Raw genomic sequence first — 19,706 nt, 5'->3', positions numbered from 1 at the left:
TATTTAAAAATAAAAGTATTTTACTAATAAATATATTATTAAAAATTTAAAATATGCTTTACATTTCCATTAATTATTACTCTGTATTATCTTTTATAACTTTATATTTTTCATTATTATCTAGCATTGTATAAATAATTATAATATCAATTTTTTGAAAAAATGAGAGTGATAATCAATAAAAAATTTTGCCTTATTAATAACTTTATAATATTAATGTTATAAGGAATTATATATAGCCACTCCCTCTATAAGAGGTTATCTAAAGCTGTGTGATAAAAATACCCTTGCCCATATTCTCGTGTTAAAGATCTCTCAATTCATCGATGAATCTGAGAGACTGCTGCTTTGTAAATGAGCCATATACTTCTATCATATTCATGGGCTAAGACTCTTAATTCTCTAAAAGGTCGTCACTACATTGCTTTTTCATAAAGAATCATGCTTAGAATAAGCTCGTTGAACAAAAAAATCTTTCATCACACTTGAAAAACCAATAGAGAAAATTATTACTCTCTAAAGCTCTCAAGCATATAATGAAATATAAAAATGGAATGAACAGTGTTTATTATTAATATCTATTTGTGTTTTATCTAAAAATAACATTCAATGCTTTCAGAAAATTATTATAAGCATTTAATATTTCATAATTTTTGTAAAAACTGAACAGACCAATTGCCCAGTTTCTGCAATTAATTTTTCAATACGAAGCAAATCAGGTTCACCAACACTATTTAACAAAAGGTCACTTAATCCAGGTGGCATATCATTGGGATCAAGAGGATCATTTAAGCAAAGACGTATAATTTGACTCAAATTTGTATAGAGACCATAGGCATAACGTAAATCAGCAATACATGATTGATTAAGAAAACTATTTGGTAAGTGGTCTAAAATATCCGCTGTCGTCGCCCCAATTTTAAACTCAATGACGTGCGTAATAAGAGCAAATTGAGCGATAAACTCTAAGTCCATAATGCCACCAGACATCGTTTTAAAATCCCATTGATTTTTTGGCGGCTTTTCTTTTGCAATCAAAGAGCGCATTTCACACACTTCTTTTGCAACTTCGTTCTTATTACGAGAAATAGCAATAATTGTACACACTTCATTTTCTAACTTTTGTAAAAAATCAGGATCTCCTGTAATGCCTCGAGCCCTTGTTAAAGCAAGATATTCCCATACCCATGCTTCTTGACGATAATATTTTTTAAAAAATGGAAAAGAAACAGCAATAGGTCCTTTATTACCTAAGGGCCGTAACCTTAAATCAACAGCATAAAGAACACCTTGACTTGTAAGTGTAGATAAAGCAGAAACGAGGCGCTGTGCTAAACGCGTATAATATTGAGAAATGTAAAGAGGCTTTTCTCCATCAGATATTTCTGCATCATCATCGTGTTCATAAAGCAAAATGATATCGATATCCGATCCCGCTGTTAATTCACGACTTCCAAGCTTCCCCATTCCCAATATGCCAACACGTCCCCCTTTAATACGGCCATGAAGACGAAAAAACTCTTCTTGAACGGCAGAAAATGTTTTTGTAATCATAAGGTCAGCAAGCGCAGTAAAAGCAAAACCTGCTCTTTCTCCTGTAATTGTACCATTTAAAATTCGAATCCCAATCAAAAAACGTTGTTCATCTGCAAAAATCCTTAAATGGTCGAGGATTTCCTCATAAGAAAAAATATCTTCAAGAAAATATTCAAGTCGTTTTTCTAAATAGGTTTTTGTTGGTAATTCTGAAAGAATATTTGGGTCTAGCATTCCATCAAAAACATGAGATCTGCGTGTAATAATTTCTGCAAGCCGTGGAGCCGCTCCCATAATAAGGACAAGCATATCTAAAAGAGAGGGATTAGACTGTAAAAGACTAAAAAGTTGAATTCCTGAGGGTAAGCCCTGTAAAAAACTATCAAAACGCAACATCGCCTCATCAGCCCGTTTTGTTGCACCAAAAGCTTTCAAAAGAGCTGGTGTTAATTCTGTTAATCTCTCACGCGCTTCAGCGGATTGCGTTGCTTTATAACGACCACAATGGAGAGTGCGCATAATACGACAAATATCACTCGCTCTTTCAAAACCTAAACGGCTTAATGTTATTAATGTCTCCGGATCATCTTCTTCTCCTGTAAAAACTAAATTGCCAATTTCTAAACCAAGTTCTTGTTCATTCTCAAACAATGCTGCATAGTGTTTTTCAACAACCTGAAGTGTTTTTAATAAATCACGGATAAAACTGCTGCTGTCGTGATAACCCATTAAATAAGCAACACTTGTGAATTGAGAAATATCACTTGGCAGAAGATGCGTTTGTTCATCCGCAAGCATCTGAATACGATGTTCCACATTTCTTAGAAAAGCATAACTTTTTATAAGACTATCTCTCGTTTTCTCACTAATCCAACCAAGCGTGTGAAGTTCTGCTAACATTGCAACTGTCTGACGTCCACGTAATTGAGGAAAACGTCCTCCAGCAATAAGTTGTTGCGTTTGGACAAAAAACTCAATTTCACGAATACCACCACGACCTAACTTTATATTGTGACCATAAGCTGCAATTTGACCATAACTTTTATACGCATGAATTTGACGTTTGATCGAATGAATATCAGCAATCGCAGCATAATCTAAATATTTTCGCCACACGTAAGGAAAAAGCTCTTTAAGAAAGTTAAAACCTGCTCTTTTATCACCAGCAACCGGACGTGCTTTAATCATGGCGGCTCGTTCCCAATTTTGTCCACGTCCTTCGTAATAACGCAAGGCTGTCCTTACTGGTAAAGCCAAAGGTGTTGATCCTGGATCTGGACGAAGACGAAAATCAAGACGAAAAACATATCCTTCCGCAGTACGCTCTTGAATGATACGTATTAATCGGCGTACCATTTTAGAAAAGACGTCGACACTTTCAGAAAGATTACCAATATGAGGTGATGTTTCATCAATGAAAACAATAAGATCAATATCAGAAGAATAATTAAGTTCTCCTGCTCCTAATTTTCCCATCCCTAAAATGATTAAACCACAGTCTTTTTCCGGATTCTCGCGGTTCAGTAAATTGATCTTACCATGATCATGTGCTTCTCTTAAGAGAAAACGCAATGCTACACCTAATGCAGCTTCACCCAAACGCGTCAACCAAGCACATGAAACTTCGTAAGTAAAAACACCACTCAAATCAGCTAAAGCAATGAGAACATGCACTTCTCGTTTTTTACGCCTTAAAGCAGCCATTAATGAAGTTTCATTTGTAGATTCATCCTTATCGATAACCATCATATCATCGATAATTTTGCTCAGCCTTGTTTCTATATCAACATGCAATAAAGGACTAAGATATGATGGATTGGCAATTAAAACCTCACGCAAAAAAGGAGATAAGGTCATAACCGCACGAATAAAATCAATCTGCGTTCCATTCTCTGAAATGATGGAAACAAGCGGTTCTAAACCTTCTTTCTTTGCTTGTTCTTCCATGTCTTTTAACCACTGGGAACCACTTTCATTGAGAGGGCATAAGGGGAGAAGCTGTGTTTTTAAAAAAGCTTGTTTCATCTCATCTCCCTTGAAAAGCATTTTGCTTTCCTTATCTATTGCATTACACTTTTAAAATAGTCGTTCCGTATGAAAAGAAAAAAGTGAAGAAAATATCTTTAAGGAAATAATAAAACAGCCCTAAGTCCTGGATTTGCATTTTCAAGTAACAATTCACCTCCGTGCAATTTCATAACTGCTTTTGCTATACTTAAACCAATTCCAAAACCAGGTTGTGTACGGCTTTCTTCAAGACGAACAAAGCGTTCTGTTACTTTTTCACGTTTATCCTCTGCTATTCCTGGACCATTATCGCTTACAATAACTAGTACATGTTCATCACGATATTCCATTGATAAACAAACCTTCGCTTTTCCCCTATCTTTAGAGGCATATTTAATCGCATTATCGATAAGATTAAAAATTGTTTGCGCAATAAGCTCACGATTCAATTTAAGCTCTTTGTCAAATATATCTCCTAACTGAAGTAAAACACCTGACTCTTCAGCAAAAGGTTCGTAAAGTTCAACAGCATCTTCAAGGATCAGTTTCATATTCATCGTCTCAAGATGCTCAATTGCATTGCTCGCTTCAATGCGTGAAATCATTAAAATCGCATTAAACGTACGAATAAGTTGATCTGATTCAGCAATAACACTCTCAATGACCTGGCGATATTCAAGCTTTGTCTTGTTCCCCGAAAGGGCTTCTTCAGAACGATTTCTAAGACGCGTTAATGGTGTTTTCAGATCATGAGCAATATTATCTGATACTTGACGCAAACCGATATTTAACTCTTCAATGCGGTCTAACATAATATTAAGATTCGTTGACAATCGATCAAACTCATCTCCTACCCCAGAAACTGGTAAACGCCCACTGAAATCACCATCCATCAAGCGACGTGATGCAGCTGTTACTTGATCAATCCTTTGTAAAGCTCTCCTGCCAACAAAAAACCATATGAGTAAAGCGCCTCCCACCATTGCTGTAAGTGCTATGATCACAGCTTTACGAATAACCGCCGCAAAACGTTCTGGCTCATCCAAATCGCGTCCTATAAGAATCTTCATAGCATTAGGCAAATCAAAAACAACTGCCAAAGCGCGATGTTCACTTGTTTTGCCATGTTCTCCAAAACGTGAATATAAAAAGGAGGTAGAAATAAAACCATTCTGCTTCAAAAGACCTAATTCAATACGTGCTACATTGCCTGCCAAAATACGTCCCATAGGATCTGTAACAAGATAAAGAAATGCCCCAGGTTGCCTTGAACGATAATCAATAGTGCGCATTAATAAAGGAATACCTCCATAATTATAAGCATTTTCAATATATTTTAATTCTTCATGTAAAGCCTGTTCAGTTTGTTCTGTTAACAATGAAGCAGAAAATGCTGTCATATAAATAGAAAGACCTATTGCCACCAATCCAAACAATAAAATGTAAAGTGCTGAAAGCCTTAGCGCAGTCGTGCGCATTATATTAATCAAGCGATTCATGCTTTGTTATCTGGTGCTTTCAGCATATATCCAGCGCCACGCACGGTATGGAGAAGGGGAACATCAAAATCTTTTTCAATTTTTGCTCTTAAACGAGAGATATGGACATCAATGACATTTGTTTGTGGATCAAAATGGTAATCCCAAACATTTTCCAAAAGCATAGTGCGTGTAACAACCTGCCCCGCATAGCGCATTAAATATTCGAGTAAACGAAACTCTCGTGGTTGCAATAAAATGTTTCTATCACCCCGTTTTACCGTATGTGCTAACCGATCAAGCTCAAGATTGCTTACGCAATAAACAGTTTCTGCTTCTTTAGGATTTTTCCGCCGCTGTAAGACTTCAACACGCGCAAGAAGTTCAGAAAAAGCATAAGGCTTTGTCAAATAATCATCCGCCCCTGCACGCAACCCTGTTACACGATCATTAACTTGCCCTAAAGCTGACAGAATAAGAACCGGTGTCTCATTGCCTTTAGCTCGTAATTCAGAAATAATAGAAAGGCCATCACGATGCAAAAGCATTCGGTCAACAACCATAACATCATAATTTTCCGTAGTTGCTAAAGCGTATCCCGTGTCTCCATCACAAGCAACATCAACAGAATGCCCTACTTCCAAAAAAGCTTTTTCGAGATAACGTCCTGTCTCATGATCATCTTCAATAACGAGTATCTTCATAAAACGCATCTCCATTATTTTATTGTGTAGTAGGACAAATGTTTAATAAACATTTGTCCTACACTCAAAGCCTTATTTTTTGAAAATTGGAAGAGCAACAAAACGATTTTGATCATTTGTTCGCACTTGTAAGAGAATAGCTTTTCGTCCTAACTGCTGAGCATTTTTGATTGTACTGATAATATCAGAGACTTTTTTAACCGGTTTATTATTCACCGTCACAATGATATCGCCAGGACGTATCCCTTTATCGGCAGCATCTGAATCGGTATCGACATCCGTTACGACCACGCCTATACCATCATCAGAAGGAATAACAATCAAACCATAATCTTCCAATGTTTCCTCTAAATTACCGCTCTCATTTGAAGATTTTGAACCCTCTTTCTTACTTTCATCTTCAGACATTGAAGCAAGCTTGACCTTTATATTCTCCTCCTTACCTGATCTCCAAATCCCTATGGCTACTGTTTCTCCTGGTTTAATATTTGCAATACGTTTCGCCAAATCACGCGCATCAGTAATCTTTTCATTATTCACCGAAATAATGACATCACCAGCCTTGATACCAGCTTTTTCTGCTGGTCCTTTTAACGGATCAGTGACCAAAGCACCCTTGGCTTCTTTTAAACCGATTGAATCAGAAATCTCCTTTGTGATCGGCTGAATCTGAACGCCTAGCCAACCCCGCTGAACGGAGCCTTTTTCGATAAGTTGTTGTACAACCTGTTTCACAGTTGCTGCCGGAATAGCGAACGCAATCCCTACATTTCCTCCAGAAGGAGAAAAAATTGCTGTATTAACCCCAACAACCTTTCCATTAAGATCAAATGTTGGACCACCAGAGTTCCCTCTATTAACAGCGGCATCAATCTGAATAAAATCATCATAAACACCCGTACCGATATCACGTCCACGCGCCGACACAATACCTGCTGTCACAGTCCCACCAAGACCAAATGGATTTCCTATGGCAACAACCCAATCTCCAACACGAAGCTTTGAATCATCTCCAAAATCAACATAGGAGAATTTTCTTTTGTCATTCACCTTTAATACGGCAAGGTCGGTTTTGGGATCTTTTCCAATGAGCTTTGCATTCAATTCTGTACCATCATCAAGAACAACAGTATAACTTGTCCCGTCAGAAATTACATGATCATTGGTCACAATGTAACCATCAGACGAAATAAAAAAGCCCGATCCAAAAGCAACAGGACGAAGTCTTTGTGAATGATTGGGAAATTTATTTTTAGGTTTATCAAAATCATAAAACTCTTTAAAAAGCCTTTTCAAAGGATGTTGATCAGGTAATTGATCAATCCCTGGACCACTAAAAAAGTTGCTAAAGAACCAATCTTCTTTCTTTTTATTGCTCTTTACTTGCACTGCAACAACCGCCGGTTTCACTTGAGCAACGATATCTGCAAATCCCTGTTGTTGCACTAACGAAGTAAATACAGAACTTGCATGAGCCTTTGTCGTCCATAAGCTTGATGTGCATCCACTAAAAAACAGTGCACTCTCTAATACGGCGGAAAAACTTACCGCGACAAATGTTTTAAAGAAAGTTTTTTTTAACATTTATTCTATGCTCCTATTCAATCACACTTTCTATCCCAATCCGATCCCTTATAAAATACCAGACCTTACCGTTTTCTGTCTAAATTATTAAAATTTTGTAAGATTTCAGTATTCTCCAATATTAATGACAATAAGGCTCAATGTTTATTGCAAATGATCTGAATTTTTCTTTTATGTAACATCTTTTTAATGCAATGGCATCTTTAACTGTTCTTTTTAATCCACATAAATTATTATTTCTCGCGCTTATACCGTTTTAACTGGAAAAATATGATACTCGCACCCATGATGATAATAATCAAAGGCGAAAACCATAAAAACAAAGTTGTTTTATTCAAAGGTGGTTTTAAGAGAATGAATTCACCATATCGTTCAACAAGAAAGTCAATCACTTGCTGATTGCTATAACCCATTTTTAATTTTTCACGAATTAAAAGCCTTAAATCACGTGCCAGAGAAGCATCTGAGTCATCAATTGATCGATTATGACAAACAGGACATCGTAAATGCGATGAAATATCTCGTGCTCGCCTTTCAAGAACTGTATCCTTTAAAATCTCATCCGGCTCTACTGCTATCACTAATCGAACAGGAAACGTTGCGATGAAAAACAATAAAATCCAAAGAATTTTTTTCATCTCATGTCTCCTTCAAAATTTTAAAGCAAGCAGCACCCTCTTGTACACTCCAGTGCGAAACCAATATCCTAGAAGAGAAAGACATCCTCCCATAGCCATCATAAATGCCCCTAACCAAATGCATATTATATAAGGCTTCCACCATATATGCACAACAAGCCCCCGATTATCGAGATGTCCCGGTACAACATAGAGTTGTGATAAGCCATGATTTTGAAGGCCAACTTCCGTTGTCGATGTATTTTGGCTTGCATAAAATCTCTTTGAGGCTGTTACATAACCCACAATGTTTTTATTTTCATATATTTTAAAACAAAACTCCATTGCCGAATAATTTGAACCAAAACGATTATGCACGGTATCAAAATGAAGTATTTTATCCGCTATCATCACCCTATCCCCTATGTTCATGGTTAAAATACGTTCTTGACCGAAACTTGCTACACAAACAATACCAAATAATGTAACGCCTAATCCCATATGTGCCATTGCTGCACCAAAAACAGACCACGGCAATCCAAAAAACCTCTTAATACGTACTGAAAAAGCTTTCTTGCCATGTCCACTTTTTATCCATAGATCCGCTAAACTTCCTAAAAAGACAAACGCTGAAAGACCAATGCCTAAAACCGCAAGAATATCACGCAAAGATGTCGCATAAAATAATATAAAACAGACGATACCAACCAAGATAAAAACAAACCACAATCGTTCAAAAACTGCGAAAAAATCACCGCGCTTCCATGCCATCATTGACCCACACGGAACAAGCAACAGCAGCAAAAGCATGAGTGGTCCACAGGTAAGGTTAAAAAAAGTAGCCCCTACAGAAATTTTTTGCCCTGTTAACATCTCAATAAAATAAGGATAAAGCGTACCAATCAATACTGTTGCTGTTATTGTTGTCAGTAATAAGTTATTTAAAACAATAAACCCTTCACGCGAAATTGGTTGAAAAAAGCTTTCTGTTCTTAAAAGAGGGATGCGCAAAGAAAAAAGAAGAAAAGCTGCTCCCGTAAAGAAAAATAAAATTGCAAGAATTGCTTGCCCCCGTGCTGGATCAACAGCAAAACTATGAACAGAAACTAAAAGTCCCGAACGAACAAGAAACGTTCCCATAAGAGAAAGAGAAAAAGTGAGTAGTGCTAAAAACAAAGTCCAACTTTTCAATATTCCCCGTTTTTCAAGAACAAGAGCAGAATGTAAAAGAGCCGTTCCTGAAAGCCAAGGCATAAACGAAACATTTTCAACAGGGTCCCAAAACCAATACCCCCCCCATCCTAGCTCATAATAAGCCCAATAGGAGCCAACCGTAATCCCCGATGTCAAAAAACACCAAGAAAGTAAAAGCCAAGAACGAACCCAACGTGCCCAAATCCTATCAATATGTCCCATAATCAATGCCGCAATGGCAAAAGAAAAACAGAGTGAAAAACCAACATAACCTAAATAAAGAAGGGGAGGGTGAATCGCTAATGCGATATCTTGTAAAAGAGGATTGAGATCATTTCCCTGTAATGCTGGTGGATTCACACGTAAAAATGGGTTGGATACAAAAAGAATAAATAAAAGAAAAGCGCTTGTAATCCAACTTTGGCAAATTAGAATAAGTGTCTTAAAATCTTCTGGCAAATATTGGCTAAAGAAAGCCATTAATGTACTAAAAAAAGTGAGACATAAAACCCATAATAACATAGAGCCTTCGTGGTTGCCCCAAACACCCGTGATTTTATAGAGCATCGGTTTTTCTGAATGAGAATTCTCAACAACATTTAAAACAGAAAAATCAGAGATAGCATGAGCGTAAATCATCACTAAAAAAGATAAGAGCAATAACGTAAAAGTGATATACGTTAAAGGAATAGCTGTTTGCATTAACAAACGCTCTTTCTTCCAAAAACCTAAAGCAGGTAAGAAAGCTTCTAATAAACTTACAGCAAGTGCTGCAGCTAAAAAAATATGCCCCAGTTCGACAAGCACAATCGAATTATTTCTCCACACTATAATGTTTTTTCAAGCGATCAGCGGTTTCTTTAGGCATATAAGTTGCATCATGTTTTGCGAGAATACGCGTCCCTATAAAAAAACCCTGTTTATCAAAATGCCCTTCTACAATCACTCCCTGACCTTCACGAAAAAGATCCGGTAAGGCACCATTGAAAAACACTTTTTCATGTTTTGTATTATCCGTTACAAAAAAAATAACACTACTCTCTCCCACATATCGAACAGTCCCCTTTTCAACAAAGCCGCCCAAACGCAAAGGACGCCCCATTAAAATATCTTCTCTTGTAATTTCAGAGGGCATTCTAAAAAAACTGACCGCATGTCGCATTGCATATACGATGAGACTTGTTGCAATTGCCATAACCAAACAACACAATAAAAAGATCAGGAAGCGCTTTTTTTTTCGCTGCTTTAAAATAACCTTCAACGAAGCAGAATTCTCTAAAGAGTGATTGTTCATAGTCTACGAAAAAATTTTAAACACGTTATATAAGCACCCATTTCTATAGTTTATTTTTTAAAGAGTTTTGCACATCTTCTATAGAGGTGCAACTTTTTATCCAATCCTTTACCTTTGCTAATAAGCTTACCAATATTTTTCTTACTTTTTCTAGCAATTTTTACTTAACGTATCACCACTTAATATCGCACTCTTTCAATTCTTCATTTCTGTTCTTCTATCGCCTCCACATACCTTCCACTTCTAGAATGATAACGTTTCTTATCTTTCTAAACAGATTTTCTCTATCTCTATTGACGAGGATGATTTTTCTTTGACTGTTCACTTGCTGAGCCAAGTAACTGAATTATCATTTTTTCAACCCGTGATCGTCCAGCAAAATTTTCAGGCATTGACTCAAGAAAACTTTGTAAAAACTGCACTGCCTGCGCCGTTTCTCCAGCTTGATGAAAGGCTTCGGCCAACAATAGACGTGGATAAAAATCTGTTGGCGCTAAATCCGCGGCTTTTTGAAAAGCATTTTGTGCTTCTTGCGTTATCATTCCCCCTTCATAACCAACCAATGCTAAACCATATCCTACAAGCCTTGGAGCTGTTTCTCCATTCAAACGAAGGGCATCTAAATAAGTATTTACAGCTTCTTGAAAATAGCTTTCTTCAAGATACCCTACCGCTAACGCATCTGCTAGCTTGCCATCATGAGGAGAGCGGAAAAAAAGCACTTGTAGACGAACAAGCTTTTCTTGTTGACTCAGAATTTTAGGATCCTTATCCATTAATTCGCTGAAAAAATAACTTTTCACTTCTGGACTGCCTGTCAAACCATAAATACTCCATGTCATCAGAAGAACAAAAAAAATACTTAAAGCTTTAAGAATATTTCTTTTTTTATAGGGCCTATAAAGCTTATGAGCATCAATCATATGCCGATGACTTTTATCAGCATCCATGGTTTGAACTTTCCACTTTTTCTCTCCCCCATCATCAAAACGTAGTGAAAGAAACAGAATAATTGCCAGAAAAGTGAGAAAAAATGCTGCAAAAATGAGTAAAAGCATATCATTTTTTTCCAATACAAACAGAAGATAACCCGTTTATCCTTTACCCTATTCACGAGATATGAGAAGAGTGATGTGAAATGATAAAAATTCATCTTTTTATGAAGAACATCGTAAAATCTTTTGTTCCTTTCTCGCATAAAGATTACTTCTATCAAGAACATAAAAACAAGACTTTATTTTCATATTTTGATTATAAAAATCTTCTGAAATGCCTCTCTACTTTTTTGCATTGTCTAAATATTTTTCTACAAACTGTATAGACATTTCCTCCTTAAGAAGAAAATATGTTATTCTCCCATTTTGGGTAATAAGACTTTTGTACACAATCCACCCAAGACAGAGCGCGATAAAAAGAGATTTCCACCATATTCATTGACCAGATCTGAAACAATTGCTAACCCTAAACCTGTCCCCGGCTTACTTTCATCAAACCGCCACCCTCTTTTTAACGCTTCATCAATTTTATCTTCTGTTAAACCAGGACCATCATCTTCGATAAGGATACTAAAGTATTTCTCTTCTTCAACGTTTTCGTCTAAACAACAAGAGATCAACACCTTTGCGCGAGACCATTGAGTAGCGTTTTCAATCAAATTTCCTATAATTTCTTCTAAATCTTCCTTCTCTCCAGAAAAAATAATATCATCAACATCCATAATAAATTGAATTTGTTTTTCAGGATTAAGCTTTTTCATAACCCGCACTAAACGATCAACCACACTACGAACAGACGTATGATAGATAATGCTATCGCATTGCGCTGCAATCCGCGCCCGCTGAAGATAATGATTAATTTGAGCTTGCATGATTTGCGTTTGCTCTCTCAACAAAAAAGTCTGTTTTCCGTGCATCTTATCTGTCTCATTCATAATCACGGACAGAGGCGTCTTCAATGAATGCGCAAGATTACCAACCTGTGTGCGAAATCGTTCAATAATACGCTGATTATTCTTAATGAGAGCATTCATCTCTTGTGCAAGTGGCATCACTTCGCTGACTAAATCCGTATTCACGTAACGAACTCTCCCTTCTCGAATATCATTCAATGTGCGCCGAATAAGTTTTAATGGTTGAAAACTAAAGAAAATAATAGCAATATTAATAAGAACACTCCCAATACCAAAACTCCAAAGAAAAATTTGCAAAGTCCGCTTAAATTCCCTTACTTGGGCATGAACTTCATCCATATTCCCAACAAGCCGAAAACGTGCAATATGATTTTTATTATCAAGAACAACATCACTCTCAATCACTTGTAGCATTTGATCATTGTTCCCCTTTATTCGATAAGAGCGAAAGAATTTATTGTCAAAAGGTATATCGACATCGCTGGGTGTAAACAACTCTTCTGTTCCCAATGAGGGAGATGTCAATCTTCCTTTTAAATTATGAGATATGGCAATAACTTCCCAATACCATCCCGTTGTTGGATCAGTATAACGAATGTCATCAATCCCAGCCCCTCCTCTCAAAGTCCCGTCTGGGGCTACTGTCACTGTTGCAATCAAACTGTAGAGTTGAGCAGAAAGAATCCGTTCTAGGCTTTCTTCAGTTGAACGTTTATAAAATAAAATACTCACTGCAGAAATCGATAAAAGGGAAATAACAACCCATAGTGTTGATAAGATCATAACACGTAAACTGAGAGATCGCGTAATTACAAAAAAGAACCTCTTAAACCAATTATCTTCTTTGAAAACATTCATCCATCACCTAGTGTTCTCACGCGATACCCCATTCCTCGAATAGTTTCGATCAAATCCACTCCAAGCTTTTTCCGTAATCGACCAACAAAAACTTCCACCGTATTTGAGTCTTTATCAAAATCCTGATCATAAAGATGTTCGGTAAGCTCCGTCCTTGAAATGACTCTGTCACAATGATGCATAAGATAGGAAAGAAGTCTAAATTCATAAGACGTTAGTTTAATCAATTGACCATCCACAAAAACACGAGATGTCTTCGTATCCAATAAAACATTTCCGCAACATAAGGCACTTGTCGCATGTCCTGTCGCACGACGAATTAGCGCCCGCAAACGTGCCATCACTTCCTCCAAATGAAATGGCTTCACAACATAATCGTCAGCTCCTGCATCAATACCAAGAACTTTATCAGACCAACGATCTCGTGCCGTTAACATTAAAACAGGCATGGTGCGCCCTTCTTGACGCCATTTTTCAACAACACGAACACCATCAATTTGCGGTAAACCTATATCAAGTATCACCGCGTCATAAGACTCCGTGCTGCCTAAAAAATAAGCCTCTTCACCATCGAAAGCACTATCGGAAACATACCCTGCCCGTTTTACAGCTTCTGCTAATTGATGGTGAAGATTCCGATCATCTTCAACGATTAAAATACGCATCACAACACCATCTGCCAAAGACTAATCAGCAGGAACGGAAAACTCAACACGACGCAATTTCTCACCATTACGGGCTGGTACAACAACCACAATTTCACACATATCCATTCCATCGTGAACAACCAGTTTTGAACGGACAAGAACCCCTTTCTCTTGAGTTGCAACCTTCTTACCCACCTCAGCACAACTAGCAGCCAGAACAGAATCTGCCCCTAAAAAATTTGCTAACATTAAAAATAAGAAAACTTTTTTCATCGTAGATATCTCAACAACCTCTCTTCCTTCTTGTGAAGGATAAAAGAAATAATGTTTTTTTTGGGGTTGATTTAAAAATCACAAATGGAAAATAATTTATCCTTTATCTTATAGAAGAACGTTTTAATATTACTCAAAATTTTAAAAAATTCAAAATAAAATCTTTTTAATAATGTAAAGAAAATTTATTGAATAAAATAATAAACCCTTAATACTCTCTCCCACAAAAAATGAATAATTCTAAAATAAATTCTTTCTCTGTTAGCACTATAGCAAAAGAATATTTCTACTCCATATAATTATTGTAGATTTGTTTGATTATATTGCTTGACCATAGGCTCTCTTTAAATGTTTGATTTTTTTAAAAAAAAGAAAGGGAAACACCACAAGCCATTTCACAGCCCTGCTCTCATCGAATTAGATGCACGATTAGATACAGCGCTTTATCGCATTCGTTCTGCTAACAGTTTTTTCTGGAAAAAGGCGAAAATCATTTCACAAAATTTTCATCTTCAAGGATGGAAACGTTTTGTCGTTGAAATTCTCGATGAAATAATGACATTAGGATTGATGGGGTTTACTCTTTTCACCATTTTGGGCATTTCTATTTTTGAATTGACCAAAACAGACTGGTCTTCTCCCAAAAACTTTTCCATCCTTTTTTTAGATCGCTATGGAAATCCCATTGGGCACCGTGGTGCACTACCGGCAATCTCTGTCCCTGTTGAGGAAATGCCTGACACTGTTATTAAAGCCGTTCTCGCAACAGAAGATCGTCGTTTTTTCGATCATTGGGGCATTGACTTTCAGGGACTTACACGGGCAATTTCACAAAATATGCAAGCTAAAGGTGTGGTACAAGGTGGTTCAACCCTCACACAACAATTGGCTAAAAATTTATTCTTAACAAACGAGAGAACGATAACACGTAAAATCAAAGAGGCTTATCTTGCTCTTTGGTTAGAAGCAAATTTTAGCAAAAAACAGATTTTACAACTTTATCTTGACCGCGCTTATATGGGAGGAAACAATTTTGGTATTGCTGCCGCTGCAAAATTTTATTTTGGAAAAGACATCCGTCATGTCTCTTTAAGTGAATCAGCTATGTTAGCCGGACTCTTTAAAGCTCCAACAAAATATGCCCCTCATAGTCATCTCTTTGCTGCTCAAACACGTGCCAATGTCGTCCTCTCCAATCTCGTTAATAGTGGCTTTATGACGAAGAGCCAAATTATCAACGCGCATCGCCATCCTGCTAAGGCCCTTCCCCACATAGAAAATAATCAACCTGATTATTTCCTTGATTGGGCATTCGAGGAAGTCAAAAAAATGCGTGATCAACTTCCAAGCCATAGTTTAATTATTCAAACAACGCTTGATCCCGCACTTCAAAAATTAGCAGAAGAATCAATTGCGTATCACTTACATCAATATGGTCAACAATACCGCGTAACACAAGCCGCCACTGTTATACTCGACAATAACGGTGCTGTATGTGCAATTGTTGGAGGACTGGACTATAAAAAAAGCCAATTTAACAGAGCGACCCAAGGTGGACGACAAGTTGGTTCTTCATTCAAACCTTATGTTTACGCAACCGCCCTAGAACACGGTCTATCACCTTCAACAACCGTTTTAGATGCCCCTGTCAATTGGGGCGGTTGGACACCCAAAAATAATTCTGGTCGTTATCTGGGGAAAATTGATTTAGCAACGGCTTTAGCCTTTTCCATTAATACAGTCCCTGTTTATCTCACCTATCAATATCTTAACCGCAATACCCAACCCATCATAGACCTCATCAAAAATATGGGGATTAACGCGCATATTTTATCACACAAAACGATGGTTCTTGGTACTTCCAACATGACTCCCATGGATCAAGCAACTGGCTTTAATGTTTTTGCGAATGGCGGGATAGCGGGTAATCGTCATGGATTCACACAAATCAGAACAATCGATGGTCGTATTGTGTGGGATTTCGAGCATAACGGAAAAAAACTACACCGTGTTCTCAGCAGTCAATCAGCTGCTTATATGAACCAAATGATGGTGGGTGTCACAACACGAGGATCCGGTAAGCGTGCTGCTCTGCCCATGACACTTGTCGCTGGAAAAACTGGAACATCACAATCCTATCGTGATGCTTGGTTTGTTGGGTTTACGGGAAATTATACGGGAGCAGTGTGGATGGGAAATGATAACTTTTCACCAATGAATCGTGCTTTTGGGGGTGGAGTTCCGGCCATGATATGGCATCGTATTATGCTCGCAGCACATCAAAATATCATGCTTAAACAGCTCTATGGTGTTAAAAATTCTCTCCTTCCTTATCCCTCCCCAACACTTTCCTCCCAAGCAGATTCTGACTCTTTCCCCCCAATACCTTCTACGCTTTCTTCTGAAACATTAAATATCGTGCGATTGATTAACAAAGATCTAAAGAAACCCTCTGTAATCTCCTTGAAAAGGACTGGAGACTCAACATTTTGAATTCAAGATATTCACTGATGTTTTTTAACATCACCATTTTCTTTTTTATTTTTGCTTTTTCCATTTTATGTGGAAAACTGAGTGTTGATTATGTACTCAATTCCTTTCCTCATTTTGGACGCTTCACAATTGGAAAATGGAGTGCTTACCCACAAGTGGGAACCACCAATATGGATCCTTATACCCGCGCCCGCACCGCCAAACAAGGCATCGTCTCACTCGGACGCACTGAAGGTCTTCAATTCCAGATTTGGCAAGATAACCAAGGGCGTCCACTCCATCCTCACTGTCATTATTTGCTCAAAGGTTATATCCCTGAAACCCGTCTTTTTACCCTTTATACCGCTGATAAATCCCTTAAACCCTATAGTTCATCGAAAGAAATACCTTTTGAACTCCACACAAACGCTATTACTTATGAGCATGATGGCTCATTGCGCATCAATATCTCACCCACACCGCAATCCGGAAATTGGCTTGCAGTAGTTAGTCAAAAAGAATTTGGGCTTATTCTTAGCTTATACGATACCTCAATCATCTCTGCAACGGCACTACAAAAGCTCACAATGCCCTCAATAGAACAAATCCCATCAGGACAAATAAATTGTGACTAGATTTATTCATACCGCACTTCTTGCAATTATTGGCGCTATTATTGTTCATATTTGCGTTTTATTTCTGATCCCCACTTGGACACAAAATAATATATGGGCAAGCCTTAAAAAATCTGGAGCCTCTTATCAATTTGTTGATCTACCTCCCGATAATCCTATTCAACAATTTGCTGATCCCCTCTTTCTTCTTAAAGTCTGCAGATTTAATCTTGAAAATGGACCTGTTCATTTAAAAGCTTTGAAAACACGACAATTTTGGTCACTGGCTGCCTACACACACAACGGAATTATTTTTTACAGCCTTAATGACCGAACAGCCCCTGATGCTACACTCGATCTTATCATTGGAAAACCAATACAAATAATAGAACTCAAAAAATCAACACCTAAAAAAAATGCCAATTCAGTTTTGGTTGCTAAAAATTTGAATGAAGGGTTTGTCATTTTACGTGTTTTTGTCGCTTCTTCCCTTGCCAAAAAAGAAAGTGAAGCTTTTCTTTCATCTGCTACTTGCCGCATATTTTATGAATAAAAATATTCTCACTTGTATAACGATCTACTTTTTAATAAAAACGAAAACAAAACTATCAAGACGGTTATTTTTTTCCTCTATTCAGCGAATATTCGAATTCAGGTTTGTCTGATGTTAGGTCCTTAAATTTTTTTTAAGCCTCTCACATAATCTTCTATTGAAATATAAACCACATGTATAGAGAAAAAAGCAGCTTATTAATTAGCAATATGAGATAAAATAAAATCTCTGTTTTATACACTTATGTTATACTTAATAGTTTAACTTATAAAGATAATTTATTTCTTTAACTGTTGAATGAGGGTTCCGAATATAGCAGAATCCTCTCATTCCAAACTTATCACATCTTGGATCAACCAAAACCATGTCTTTTGTATCGTACAAGAGAGATTGGCATGTAAATTGGCAACGCAATGGTGTTGCGTTATTCAATAGGCTTTATCCGACAGAAAAAACACCCCACAACGAGAAGAGAAAGAGTAAATTTCTAAACAAATATTCTGATGATAACTGAAAAACTTGGTTATTTGAGCTTATTTTTATGTATTTACAAACATTCTTACAAAATTCGATCAATGACGCAATGAAATGCTGAAGAAGTGCTTATTGTTTTCAATGAAAACCCCAAAATAACTACTGGAAATTGATGAGACATCACGCATCCTTGACCTCAAAAATAAGTGCTTTACTTTTGTCTTATGAGCAGAAGCTTTTAGTAAGATAGGTAATCTAAAAAAACTTTGCTTATAGTTTATAATTGAGGGGAAAAAACTTCATGAAGAAGAGATATGTTCGATTAATTTCAAGAGCAGCGGTATGGTCCCCTCGATTTGGTGGATTAGCATTCTTTATTTTACTATTTTCGATAATTTTACAACGTTTTTCCGTACTTAACGTAAGCGACTTCATAATCTTGATAGGAATCTCTACTTGCTGTGTGATTATTTCTCTTTTTCTCGCGATTAAAGCACTTCATAGTTTGTGGGTCTATGGCGCCCTAGGAGGAATGAAAGCTTTAAAAGGGATCGTTTATTCGTTAATAACTGCGATACCATTGATGCTCTTTTTTGGACTTTGGTTTACCTTACCGGCTCTTTATGATGTTTCTACCGATACACAAAGACCACCGGCTTTTTTTCGTACAATACGTCCCAGCGATGCTTTGCCACTCAAAAGTACCTTAGCTGAACAAGAAACATTACAGATGTCACAATGGCCAGAAATGTCGGGGCGCCGTTATGATGGCTCACTTCAACGCATTCGCGAATCCGTTCTCAATGTTTTAGAAGCCTACGATTGGCCTATTGTCGCACAACGAGAATTCAAAGGTGAAGAAAATGAGATTTATATTGAAACAAGAGCTAAAACTTTTTACCTTGGTTTTATTTCAGACATTATCATTCGTTTAACTGATGAAGGTAATACAACCTTTGTTGATATGCGTTCTGCTTCTCGTTATTTGCCAAGAGATTTGGGGACCAATGCTGCCTTTATTATTGATTTTATGGATGCCCTTGATACAGAAATCGCCTCACTTCCTCTCTCACAAGACGATGAATAACAATCAAAAGATATAAGCTACTTTATTTCATAAAAATAGCTTATTTTTCAATAAATTATGATATATAAGAAAATAACCACTTTTCAAAAACTATAAACTAAGAATTCTTATACAAAAGATAATAATCTCAAAACAACCCCTGCTTGAAATAATTAAAAAGATTAAAAAATAGGAAATAAAAAACAGAACTCTTGATGAGAACGCTGATTTTAAAGGATCTATTTTAGTGTAATTATTATTTTTTTTAAAGAATAGAATTAATATATTGTAATAATATTACTATAATTTATTTCATATATTTAATAAACTATTAAATAAATTAAATTTATAGAACATACTCATAAAAAATATTATAGAAATAATTATAAAAATTAGACTTATTATAAATAATAATATATTTTTTTG

Annotated in this window: 15 protein-coding genes; 4 read left to right on the top strand and 11 right to left on the bottom strand. The window is 36.7% G+C overall.

Going from position 1 to position 19,706, the window contains the following annotated elements; translation table 11 throughout:
* Nucleotides 1–636: 636 nt before the first annotated feature.
* The 11 genes from B5V81_RS02680 to B5V81_RS02630 all read right to left on the bottom strand — a co-directional run bounded on the left by B5V81_RS02680 (nucleotide 637) and on the right by B5V81_RS02630 (nucleotide 14,101).
* On the bottom strand, nucleotides 637–3,561 hold the full coding sequence (locus B5V81_RS02680; RefSeq protein ID WP_212111956.1) for a bifunctional [glutamine synthetase] adenylyltransferase/[glutamine synthetase]-adenylyl-L-tyrosine phosphorylase: 2,925 nt from the start codon (nucleotides 3,559–3,561) through the stop codon (nucleotides 637–639).
* Between the two features lie 98 nt (nucleotides 3,562–3,659).
* Nucleotides 3,660–5,042 carry a sensor histidine kinase gene (locus tag B5V81_RS02675; protein WP_212111954.1) on the bottom strand — a complete coding sequence of 461 codons (1,383 nt, stop codon included), beginning with the start codon at nucleotides 5,040–5,042 and terminating at the stop codon, nucleotides 3,660–3,662.
* Entirely contained in the window at nucleotides 5,039–5,725 is a 687-nt protein-coding gene (locus B5V81_RS02670) for a response regulator transcription factor (RefSeq protein WP_212111952.1), read from the bottom strand. Before B5V81_RS02670 ends, B5V81_RS02675 begins: the two co-directional genes overlap by 4 nt.
* A 72-nt stretch (nucleotides 5,726–5,797) precedes the next feature.
* Nucleotides 5,798–7,309 carry a Do family serine endopeptidase gene (locus B5V81_RS02665; protein WP_212111944.1) on the bottom strand — a complete coding sequence of 504 codons (1,512 nt, stop codon included), beginning with the start codon at nucleotides 7,307–7,309 and terminating at the stop codon, nucleotides 5,798–5,800.
* 233 nt (nucleotides 7,310–7,542) lie between these two features.
* Complete coding sequence (locus B5V81_RS02660) at nucleotides 7,543–7,947, bottom strand: cytochrome c-type biogenesis protein (protein ID WP_212111942.1); 405 nt, start codon at nucleotides 7,945–7,947, stop codon at nucleotides 7,543–7,545.
* A 12-nt stretch (nucleotides 7,948–7,959) separates the two neighbouring features.
* Complete coding sequence (locus B5V81_RS02655) at nucleotides 7,960–9,927, bottom strand: heme lyase CcmF/NrfE family subunit (RefSeq protein WP_212111940.1); 1,968 nt, start codon at nucleotides 9,925–9,927, stop codon at nucleotides 7,960–7,962.
* Between the two features lie 7 nt (nucleotides 9,928–9,934).
* The gene (ccmE, locus tag B5V81_RS02650) at nucleotides 9,935–10,414 is read right to left on the bottom strand and encodes a cytochrome c maturation protein CcmE (RefSeq protein ID WP_212111938.1); all 480 of its coding nucleotides are present in this window, start codon (nucleotides 10,412–10,414) and stop codon (nucleotides 9,935–9,937) included.
* Nucleotides 10,415–10,704: 290 nt separating this feature from the next.
* Entirely contained in the window at nucleotides 10,705–11,472 is a 768-nt protein-coding gene (locus B5V81_RS02645; protein ID WP_212111936.1) for a tetratricopeptide repeat protein, read from the bottom strand.
* 290 nt (nucleotides 11,473–11,762) lie between these two features.
* Entirely contained in the window at nucleotides 11,763–13,181 is a 1,419-nt protein-coding gene (locus B5V81_RS02640; protein ID WP_212111934.1) for an ATP-binding protein, read from the bottom strand.
* Nucleotides 13,178–13,846: a response regulator transcription factor gene (locus B5V81_RS02635; protein ID WP_212111932.1), complete on the bottom strand. Its 669-nt coding sequence runs from the start codon at nucleotides 13,844–13,846 to the stop codon at nucleotides 13,178–13,180. The genes B5V81_RS02640 and B5V81_RS02635 overlap by 4 nt, the downstream gene beginning before the upstream one ends.
* 21 nt (nucleotides 13,847–13,867) lie before the next feature.
* A complete protein-coding gene (locus B5V81_RS02630; protein ID WP_212111929.1) occupies nucleotides 13,868–14,101 on the bottom strand; it encodes a hypothetical protein in 234 nt (77 codons plus the stop codon).
* 348 nt (nucleotides 14,102–14,449) lie between these two features.
* On the opposite strand from B5V81_RS02630, the gene B5V81_RS02625 reads away from it, so the two are divergent.
* The 4 genes from B5V81_RS02625 to B5V81_RS02610 all read left to right on the top strand — a co-directional run bounded on the left by B5V81_RS02625 (nucleotide 14,450) and on the right by B5V81_RS02610 (nucleotide 19,301).
* Complete coding sequence (locus tag B5V81_RS02625; protein WP_212111927.1) at nucleotides 14,450–16,594, top strand: transglycosylase domain-containing protein; 2,145 nt, start codon at nucleotides 14,450–14,452, stop codon at nucleotides 16,592–16,594.
* A gap of 17 nt (nucleotides 16,595–16,611) precedes the next feature.
* Entirely contained in the window at nucleotides 16,612–17,208 is a 597-nt protein-coding gene (locus tag B5V81_RS02620; protein WP_212111925.1) for a DUF1214 domain-containing protein, read from the top strand.
* Nucleotides 17,201–17,740, top strand: coding sequence for a DUF1254 domain-containing protein (locus B5V81_RS02615; RefSeq protein WP_212111923.1), 540 nt, complete (start codon nucleotides 17,201–17,203; stop codon nucleotides 17,738–17,740). Before B5V81_RS02620 ends, B5V81_RS02615 begins: the two co-directional genes overlap by 8 nt.
* Before the next feature lie 775 nt (nucleotides 17,741–18,515).
* Complete coding sequence (locus tag B5V81_RS02610; RefSeq protein WP_212111921.1) at nucleotides 18,516–19,301, top strand: DUF1499 domain-containing protein; 786 nt, start codon at nucleotides 18,516–18,518, stop codon at nucleotides 19,299–19,301.
* Nucleotides 19,302–19,706 lie beyond the last annotated feature (405 nt).

Source organism: Bartonella queenslandensis, assembly GCF_018155095.1.
Taxonomy (GTDB): domain Bacteria; phylum Pseudomonadota; class Alphaproteobacteria; order Rhizobiales; family Rhizobiaceae; genus Bartonella; species Bartonella queenslandensis_B.
Note: the sequence above shows the minus strand (reverse complement) of the source record. Positions and strands in the feature narration are given on the sequence as shown.